The sequence below is a fragment of the Bradyrhizobium sp. Unk1 genome (assembly GCF_059512345.1).
In genome coordinates, this window is the sequence record NZ_JCAMOP010000067.1 from 21,388 (window position 1) to 29,997 (window position 8,610).

General features: G+C 62.8%; 8 protein-coding genes. All 8 read right to left on the reverse strand.

What is annotated here, in order from left to right; genetic code table 11:
- Positions 1 to 11: 11 nt before the first annotated feature.
- Positions 12 to 1,169: an acyl-CoA dehydrogenase family protein gene (locus AC5ZFO_RS44070; protein WP_496123805.1), complete on the reverse strand. Its 1,158-nt coding sequence runs from the start codon at positions 1,167 to 1,169 to the stop codon at positions 12 to 14.
- Positions 1,166 to 2,944, reverse strand: coding sequence for an asparagine synthase (glutamine-hydrolyzing) (gene asnB, locus AC5ZFO_RS44075; protein WP_496123806.1), 1,779 nt, complete (start codon positions 2,942 to 2,944; stop codon positions 1,166 to 1,168). The genes AC5ZFO_RS44070 and asnB overlap by 4 nt, the downstream gene beginning before the upstream one ends.
- A 2-nt stretch (positions 2,945 to 2,946) precedes the next feature.
- Positions 2,947 to 3,978, reverse strand: coding sequence for an adenine nucleotide alpha hydrolase family protein (locus AC5ZFO_RS44080; protein WP_496123807.1), 1,032 nt, complete (start codon positions 3,976 to 3,978; stop codon positions 2,947 to 2,949).
- Positions 3,978 to 5,546: a class I adenylate-forming enzyme family protein gene (locus AC5ZFO_RS44085; protein WP_496123808.1), complete on the reverse strand. Its 1,569-nt coding sequence runs from the start codon at positions 5,544 to 5,546 to the stop codon at positions 3,978 to 3,980. Before AC5ZFO_RS44085 ends, AC5ZFO_RS44080 begins: the two co-directional genes overlap by 1 nt.
- Positions 5,539 to 5,811, reverse strand: coding sequence for an acyl carrier protein (locus AC5ZFO_RS44090; RefSeq protein WP_029084247.1), 273 nt, complete (start codon positions 5,809 to 5,811; stop codon positions 5,539 to 5,541). Before AC5ZFO_RS44090 ends, AC5ZFO_RS44085 begins: the two co-directional genes overlap by 8 nt.
- A gap of 275 nt (positions 5,812 to 6,086) precedes the next feature.
- Positions 6,087 to 6,536, reverse strand: coding sequence for a hypothetical protein (locus tag AC5ZFO_RS44095; protein WP_165123025.1), 450 nt, complete (start codon positions 6,534 to 6,536; stop codon positions 6,087 to 6,089).
- A gap of 164 nt (positions 6,537 to 6,700) precedes the next feature.
- Positions 6,701 to 6,943: a hypothetical protein gene (locus AC5ZFO_RS44100; protein ID WP_496123810.1), complete on the reverse strand. Its 243-nt coding sequence runs from the start codon at positions 6,941 to 6,943 to the stop codon at positions 6,701 to 6,703.
- 737 nt (positions 6,944 to 7,680) lie between these two features.
- Complete coding sequence (locus tag AC5ZFO_RS44105; RefSeq protein WP_496123809.1) at positions 7,681 to 8,490, reverse strand: IS5 family transposase; 810 nt, start codon at positions 8,488 to 8,490, stop codon at positions 7,681 to 7,683.
- Between the last annotated feature and the right edge of the window lie 120 nt (positions 8,491 to 8,610).

Below are 8,610 nucleotides of genomic sequence, written 5' to 3' on the forward strand. Positions count from 1 at the left end.
CCCGTCTCCCTTCACCGCCCCGAAATCCGGGGCGAACGCGCCTTGATCATTTCGTCGGCAATGATCAGACGCTGGATTTCCGATGTGCCGTCGCCGATCTCGGTCAGCTTGGCGTCGCGATACAGGCGCTCCAGCGGCAGATCCCTGGAATAGCCGGAGGCGCCGTGTATCTGGATCGCGTTGCGGGTGATCTCGACCGCCATCTCGGAGGCGAAGAGCTTCGCCTCCGACGCCGCCTTGGCCAGCGGGAGCCCCCGATCGCGTAGTTCGAGGCCATGCGCGAGCAGCAGACTGGCCGCGTCGATACTGGTCTCCATGTCGGCAAGCATCCGCTGCACCAGCTGGAAGCGGCCGATCGGCTTGCCGAATTGCCGCCGGCCGACCGCATGGTCAACGCACAGATCGCGCGCCCGCTCGGAAATTCCGATTGCGATCGCAGCCATGTCGAGCCGGGCCGCCGGCAATGTCTGTTGCAGGATCGCGAAGCCGCCGTTCCGGCGTCCGATCAAATTGTCCCTGGGTACTCGGACTTCGGTGAACACGAGTTCTCCGGTGTCGGAGGCCCGCATGCCGAGCTTTCGCTCCTGCCGCCCCGTCGCCCGGAATCCCGGCATCCCTTTCTCGACCGCAAACAAGCTCAGTCCGAGGATGCCGGCGGCCGGCGACGTCTTGGCCACCACCACGGCCACGTCAGCGACATTGGCGTTGGTGATGAAGACCTTCGCGCCGTTGAGAAGATAATGGTCGCCGGCGTCCGCCGCGGTGGTGGCGGTCGCGGCGATGTCGGAGCCACTGCCGGCCTCGGTCATGGCGAAGGCACCGATGGCGTCGCCGCCGATCAAAGCCGGGAGCAACCGTCGCTTGAGCCGCTCGGAGCCGCCGAGGAAAATCGGCAGCGCCGCCAGCGTGGCGTGCGCGACGGCGCTCATCGCGGTCGAGGCGCAGGCCTGCGCGATCTCCCGGATCAGCCCGGCATAGACGGCGAAGCCGAGCGCGAGGCCGTTATAGTCGCTCGGAAAGCCCGCGCCGAACACGCCGAATCGCCCGACCGCCCGAAAGACATCGATCGGAAACTCTTCGCGCTCGTCGGCGGTCGCTGCGCCCGGCGCCACCACCCGCTGGACGAAGGCTCTTCCATTCGTTAGGATTTCGGACTCTGCGCTTCTCATGCCGCCACCCCGAAGGCCCGGTGCCACGCATCGAGCGCGACCAGGGCGTGCGCGGTCCTGAAGATCGCGAGGTTGTCGGTGCCTGCGAACTGGTTCTTCTTGCGAAAGAATTCGTCGACCTTCGTCCTGTCGAAATAGCCGGCGATGCGGGAGTCCGGTGCCTGCACCAGCGCGTTGGCGCGATTGCGCTCGGTCCAGATCGATTTCGGATCGACCGGGATGGGAACAGGCCGCTTCCGCCGCATCACCACGGCGGCGGGCAGCAGATCGGCAGCGAGCGTCCGGAGCACCACTTTGTTGCTGTCCGGCTTCGCCTTGTACGAAGCCGGCAGGTCGAGGACATATTCGACCAGGCGGTGATCCAGGAACGGCACCCGCGATTCCACGCCCCACGCCATGCTGGTCTTGTCGAGACGTTCGAGCATCTCGACCAGATAGTACTTCAGGAACAGGTACAGCAGCTTGTTGAGCGGATCGTCGCTCTCGAAGCTGGCCATCTCCGCCGACAAGGTGGTCTGGATCCGATCGCGGCACCGCGTTCGCGCCACGAAGGCGGGATCGAGAAGCGCCGCGACCTCGTCGAGATAGGGCGCCCACGGGAATTCGGCTGGCGTGCCCGCGCCGCAGCCATCGAGAAAAAAATGGTAGCCGGCGAACAATTCATCGGCGCCCTCTCCCGACATCACCACGGTCACGTTCGGCTTGACCTCGCGATAGAGCAGGAACAATGACGGCGCGGTCAGGTCGACCGGCTTCTCGACGTGCCAGGTGACACGGCTCATGACGTCGCGATACTCGTCCGACCGAAACAGAAATTCGGTGTGGTCGGTGTGATAGGCGCGCGCCACCAACTCGGCGTAGGGGCCGTCAATGTCGTCGTGCCGAAGCGTGTCGCCGTGGTCGTAGCCCATCGCGAATGTCTTGAGCTGCCCGCCGACATGTCTGGCGGCGAGCGCCGAGACCAGGCTGGAATCAAGGCCGCCGCTCAGAAGCGTGCCGAGCGGAACGTCGCTCACCACTTGCGCCCCGATGGCCGCGTCGAGCATTCCGCGCACCACGTCCCGGCTTTCCTCAAGCGAGGTGCCGGCGTGGCGCACGGCCGCGCGCGGCATCGACCAATAGATGTGAAGCCGCAGTTCGCCGTCCTGCAGCGCAAGGATCCCGCCGGGCGGCAGCGAGCGGATCCCCCGGAACATCGTTCTGCCGTCGAGCAGCGACGTGCAGAGCAGATAGTCCGCGACACCGTCGTGATCGACCTTGCTCCGGGCCGCCGGGTGCGCCAGGATCGCCTTGATCTCGGAAGCAAACAGGAAGACGTTGCCGAACACGCCATAGTAGAGCGGCTTGATGCCGAGCCGGTCGCGCGCCAGCACGAGCAGCCGCTTGGTGCGGTCCCAGAGCGCCAGCGCGAACATGCCGTTGAGTTGCGCGACGCAGTCGATCCCGTCTTCCTCGTATGCGTGGACGATGATCTCGGTATCGCAATCGGTGGCAAAGCGATGGCCCCTGCGCTGCAGCGACGGCCGAAATTCGCGGTAATTGTAGATTTCACCGTTGTAGGCGACCCAGACGGTGCCGTCCTCGTTGCCGAGCGGTTGACGCCCGCCAGCGAGATCGATGACCGAAAGCCGTCGATGGCCGAAGCCGACGGCGCCGTCGATGTGGACGCCGGCGTCATCGGGACCACGGTGCGAGAGCTGCGCCGCCATCCGTGCCAGCGCCTCCGGCGAAACCGGCCCTTCGCGCATGTCGAGAACGCCGCAGATCCCGCACATCGCTAAGCCCTCGGCCGGCAATTATCGCAGGAGCGGCACAGCAGATCTCTTTCGATTTCCGAAGCGAGATCGATAACGGTGCCGGTCGGATCGTTCAGTTTGTCGAGCGCCGCCTCGCGGGACAGGATGCCGAGCCTGACGAGCCGGCTCATCTCGTAATCATAGGGATGGAATCGATACAGGTTCTTGTGCCGGATGATGCCGAACGCGTTCAGCCGGCAATTCGTCGAGCTTGGATCGACGTCGGTGGGTTTGGACCAGCCGAGCCCGGCGAGAACGCGGTAGATTTCATGCTCGTCGTACCCTACGATCGGCAGCGGACTGACAATCGTCGGAAACGGACGGGTCTTGTACTCGTCGGCAGACAGCATCAGATAATCGTACGCCCATGACCCGGTCCGCTCCGCCAGCCGCGCGAACAACTGCCGGCGCAGCGGATGGGGAATGACGTTGTCCTTGAAGATCATCTCCTGATCCGAGGCGAGCACCTGCCCGGGTGTATTGCCCAGCATCACCAACGGGATGCCTTTCTCGATCGCGACGCGCAGCATCGTGGTGATGACGATGCGGATGCACGAGATGCAGACGCTGCTGCCGAACTTGGTCAGGTGATCCGGATAGACCCGCGCCAGCGCGCTCTCCAGGAAGAGCGCATTCATATGATCCTGGCGGTGCCGCACGATGATGTGGTCGATCGCGAGGGTGGAGACCACGTTGCGCATGTTGGTGAGGCAGGCCGCCGACACGAAACCGTTGTCGAACGTCACCGCCAGCAGCCTGAGACCGAGCCGCGACGCCAGCAGATGCAGCAGGTAGGAGCTATCCTTGCCGCCGCTGAACGCCACCACGGCGTCGTAGCGATGGTTCTGTCGCTTGGCCTCCGCGATGATGTCCGACAGCGCCTCGGTGAGGCGGGCGGACGGACCCGGCGCATCTGCGGCGGAGAACTCGCTGCACAGCGAGCAGACGCCGTCTTGGTCGATGGTGATTCCGGGGAAGGTCTCGGGAAGGACGCATACGTTGCACCGACGCATCACACCTGCTCCATCCTCAGGCGACCGCGGTCGATCTTGCCGTTGCCCGTCGTCGGCAGGTTGTCGACAAAGACGATGTCGTCCGGAACCATGTAGTACGGCAAATGCCGGCGGCAGTGCTGCGCCACCGCGGTCTCGCCGAGTGTCGCGCCGCGTCGGCACACGATGAAGGCGCGTAACGCCTGCGCGCCGCTCGGGTCCGGGCCGCAAGTCACCGCGGCCGCCGCAACGCCGTCGAGCGCTTGCAGGCACGCCTCGACGTCTTCCGGATAGAGCTGATAACCGAGCCGCTTGACCATGGTGTCTTTGCGGCCGACGAAGCGAAGATAGCCATCCGCATCAAGTGCGCCGAGGTCTCCGGTGTAGACGCGACCGTCCCGGAACGTCGTGGACGTCGTAAGTTTCCAGTATCCGGGCGACACGAACGCGCCCGCATGCACGATCTCCCCGACGGTGCCTGCGGGACAGGGTTTTCCGTGCTCGTCGACGATGCTGATGGTCACGCCGGGCAGCGGACGGCCCGCCGAGCCGAACTTGATAAAGAACTCCGCCGGAGCAAGACAGGTCGATCGGAACGCCTCGGTGGTGCCGTACATCATGTAGAAATCTGTCGACGCCAGCGTGCGCTTCAGCCGAAGCAGATCGGCCTCGGGAAAACTCTCCCCGATCAACGACAGGTAGCGCAGGCAAGGCAGCGCCGCGTCCGCGAAGGCGGGGCAGCGGTCTTGCATCATGCGCCAGAACGAGGGAACCGCATGAACGCCGGTGATCCGCTCGCCGATGAGCGTCGCGAGCACATCCTTCGGAAACAACGAGTCCTGCAGAACCAGCGTCCCGCCGACCGACGTCATGGTGAAAAGCTGGCTCAATGCACCGTCGAAGGAGAACGGCGTCAAGCTGATCAGGCGGTCGTCGGCGACGTTGCCGAGCAGCTGCGCAGACACCAGCGTCGCCTCCGACAGGATCCCGTGGGTGACCATGATGCCCTTTGCGGACGCCGTGGTGCCAGAGGTGTAGATGATCGCCGCGAGGTCGTCCGCGGCGCTGGGAACACCAGCGAAGGTCGGGTCGTCGGGAACGAGGTCATGCATGATCGTTGAGAGCTCGATCGCCGCGACGCAAACCGCGTCCGGATCGCCGGCCGTCACCGGGTCGTCCGCGCCGAGCCTGATCAGCAGCGGCGGCAGCGCCGAGACGCGGGCGGCGCGCTCGACCGCCACGCGCTTGCTCGAATGAAAGAAGAAGGCGGCGGGTTCGCATTCCGCGAGCACATGACCGAGCTTGTCGTCGCGGAACGCCGGGTTGACATGGACCAGGACCGCGCCGACCTTCATGACTGCGAAGATCACAGCAACCTCCTCAACGCATTTCGCTGAATAGATCGCGACGCGCATGCCGCGTTCGACGCCAGCCCGGGCAAGAAAGGCGGCGATTCGGTTCGACGCCTGGTTCAGCGCCGTATAGGTCATGCGGCCTCTATGCCAGGCTATCGCCTCCCTGTCAGGGTAGTCGCGCGCAGTTCGGCGCAACATGTCATGAACCGGGATCATTCCGGGATGACTACCCATGTGAACGCGCGGCGGCTGCGCCGTGAGCGGCGTTCGCCTGAAGAGTCATGACCAGGTTCACCAGACCATCGACCGTGCCGAAACTAGCCATGTCGATCTCGTCGCCGGTGATTTCCAAACTGAACGTGTCCTCGATAAACGCCACCAACGACAGCACGTCGAGCGACGTCAGGACACCGCTTTCAAACAGGTTGCTGGCATGGTCGAATCCGCGTTCGGATGAAATCTCTTCGATACAGACGACGATCGAATCGCGAATGCTCATAGGCATTTCCTCGGGCGCTGGCGCTTGCTCGGTTACTCTGGGGAGTTCAACTCTCGACACTTTCGCTCACGAAACGTCCACTACCGACGAACGGTCAACTCTCGATTTTTCTGCTCACGACACTTCTGCTCACGGACAGTCCGATCTCTTCTCTCTCGACCTGCGGCCGGGACGCCGCGCAATGGCGACATCCCGTTCTCAGCAGCAGACGTGACCAGATCGGTCCGCCTGCGCGCGTTGAATCAGGGGATAGGTTTAGTGCACGTCCGGGCCGCTCAGGCCGCCTGACCCGTGTTGGGAACGACGGTGAGCCAGGTGCCGGCCGCCGCGACCAGAACGGCAGGGACCTCGATCCGCCGCGTGAGAACCGCATTCGGATTGATCTTGATGAACGCCAATCGAGGCTCCTGCGTCGACGCCGCCTTGTCAGCGCGTTCCTCCGTCGGCTCGGTGTCGACCTGTTCTTTCGCAGGCGGCTGCTCGCTCTCGGGAGGAGGCGCCTCCGCGGCCACCGGACCGAGCGCCGGATACTCAATGTCGATTACATCCCCGGCGGCAATCTCGTACTGCGCCCCGTTCAGATCGACGAGGTGAATGGCCTCGGTGCTCGTCAACACTGTCGCGACGATCAGGACATCGGCGGGTGCCGCGCCTGCCTTGGTGTCGGTTGTCGAAGCCGGCCTCGCTGCTGACTGAAGTGCGGCTGCCAAGTGATCGACGGTCATTATGCGCTCCTCTGAGTGATCTCTCGTTGCGGACCCAAGCGTCGTAAGCGCCCCGCCCCAAAGCGTCGGGCGCCTGATAGGGGGAGTTGTTTGTCGGAGCGACAGAAACGGAGAGCGTACTGACGAGCATAACGCAGGCACCCGCGAACTCCGGAACAGATTGCCTACGCGCTTTGCGCCCTTTGAATGTCGATCCGTGTGTGGTCTTTGTTGTTGCGGACGAAAAATGCCTGCGCCCGTGACCATCCGTTTCGTTGTGATACGTCATGACCAGCGCCTGCACCATCCACCCTTTCCGGGATCACCTTCGCGGTGGCAACGTCCGATGTCGCCGTGCTGCCGCGGCTATAGCCCATCATCCGGCAGGCTTGGCTGACGTTGCCGAGCTGCTTGGCCAGTTCCAGCATGCGGAACTTTGCGCGAATGACCTTCTGCTCTAGCGTGGCGTGTTGTATTTTTCGTCTGGAACTAAGCCGAGCTTCTTCCCTTAGAAGGCCGCGCTGACATCCAAGTCTGATACATCTACCTTGGATACAAAGGCATGTTCGCCAATAACATCGTTCAGTGCCATTATTTGCTCCCTGTGCTGTGGCATCTCGGGCATCTCGCAGATTGCGAGAATTTGTGCCACACACAAAGCATGCTGTCGCCTCCTTGTCCTGGTAGGGGCAAGTCCGGGTTGCAATCTGTCAGCGCTACCATCTCTCACTAAAGGCTCTCGCGCAGCGGGCATTGATCGATCGAGGTGATGGCCCGTTTCAAGAACAGTGCCGAAAGTTCGGTGGTGATGCGAAAATCCCAAATTGCGCATTTCCTTCGCCATTTCTTTGAGCTTCTAAAAAACGAGCTCACTGCAAGATAGGAGCAGCCGCGCATCTTTCGTCCGTTAGAATTGCTCATCTTCCCGCGACATATTTCTCACCGCCTTATCAGTAGCCGAACGCTTTATCGGCCTTCAATTTTGCGCACGTTGCAGATCGGGTTCGGCGATATGCTTTGCCGTGGTAGCGGCCTTCCCCTGCATAGTCGTTCCGCCGCACAACGCGATCGTTTTTGCGCTTGCGTGGTTTGAACCACGACACCCGCAAAATGCGGTCACCGAGGTTACATACACCGTACTTTATCGGGATTACACTAGAGGCTGTTAGGAACCAGCAGCGAGTTTAGCGACGTTTTTGAGCATGATGCATGCGAAGGCGATGAGGTGGAGGTCGGCAAGGGTCTGAGCGCATCGCTCGTAATCTTTGACAAGTCTTCGGAAGCGTGTGGCCCACGCGAAGGATCGCTCGACGACCCATCGTCTTGGGAGCAGCACGAAGCCTCGTTTGGCCTCCGACAGCTTTATGACCTCAAGGGCAATGCCGTGTTCTGCAGCCGCCGCTGCAGGCTTGTCGCCTGTGTAGCCCTGGTCAACGAAGGCGACTTCGACGCTCTGACCAGTCTCTGCCTGAATCGCCTTGGCGATCCGGCCGATCTCGGCGCGATCGTCGGCGTTGGCGGGCGTAACATGCAGCGCCAGAAGATGGCCGAGCGTATCGACGGCCAGATGCAGTTTCGAACCTTTCTTGCGTTTGGCTCCGTCGTAGGCGCCGCGGGCGCCACTCTCGGGCGTCGAGCGCAAAGTTCGACTGTCGATGATGGCGGCGGTCGGCTGCGCGGGTCGTCCAGCCGCAAGGCGCAGGATGACGCGCAGATCCTCGGCCAGGGCCTCAAAACAACCTGTGCGCAACCACCGCTGCGCCTGTTGATAAACGATCTCCCACGGCGGCAAATCGTTCGGCATCCAGCGCCAGGGCGCGCCGGTCTTCACGATGTAGCGCAGGCCGTTGAACATCTCGCGAAGCGCGTGCGTCCGCTGCGAGGCGGCCTCGGGCAAAAGTGTCAAATAGGGCGCAACAAGCGCCCACTCGTCATCGGAAACGTCAGAGGGATAAGGCTCGCGGGGAATTGACATCCCGCAAACCTCAACATCTATGGTTAATCAGTTCCTAACAGCCTCTAGCAGTCTGCTGAAAAACCTCGAAATGGAGCGTCCTCGCCGGTCGTTGTTGGGGCGATGCGGTGGAGTTGGACG

Coding starts and splice junctions, on each gene's coding strand:
- AC5ZFO_RS44085 (WP_496123808.1), bottom strand. CDS start 5,546: ATGGGTAGTCATCCCGGAATGATCCCGGTTCATGACATGTTGCGCCGA.
- AC5ZFO_RS44105 (WP_496123809.1), bottom strand. CDS start 8,490: ATGTCAATTCCCCGCGAGCCTTATCCCTCTGACGTTTCCGATGACGAG.
- AC5ZFO_RS44080 (WP_496123807.1), bottom strand. CDS start 3,978: ATGCGTCGGTGCAACGTATGCGTCCTTCCCGAGACCTTCCCCGGAATC.
- AC5ZFO_RS44090 (WP_029084247.1), bottom strand. CDS start 5,811: ATGAGCATTCGCGATTCGATCGTCGTCTGTATCGAAGAGATTTCATCC.
- AC5ZFO_RS44070 (WP_496123805.1), bottom strand. CDS start 1,169: ATGAGAAGCGCAGAGTCCGAAATCCTAACGAATGGAAGAGCCTTCGTC.
- AC5ZFO_RS44100 (WP_496123810.1), bottom strand. CDS start 6,943: ATGCTGGAACTGGCCAAGCAGCTCGGCAACGTCAGCCAAGCCTGCCGG.
- AC5ZFO_RS44095 (WP_165123025.1), bottom strand. CDS start 6,536: ATGACCGTCGATCACTTGGCAGCCGCACTTCAGTCAGCAGCGAGGCCG.
- asnB (WP_496123806.1), bottom strand. CDS start 2,944: ATGTGCGGGATCTGCGGCGTTCTCGACATGCGCGAAGGGCCGGTTTCG.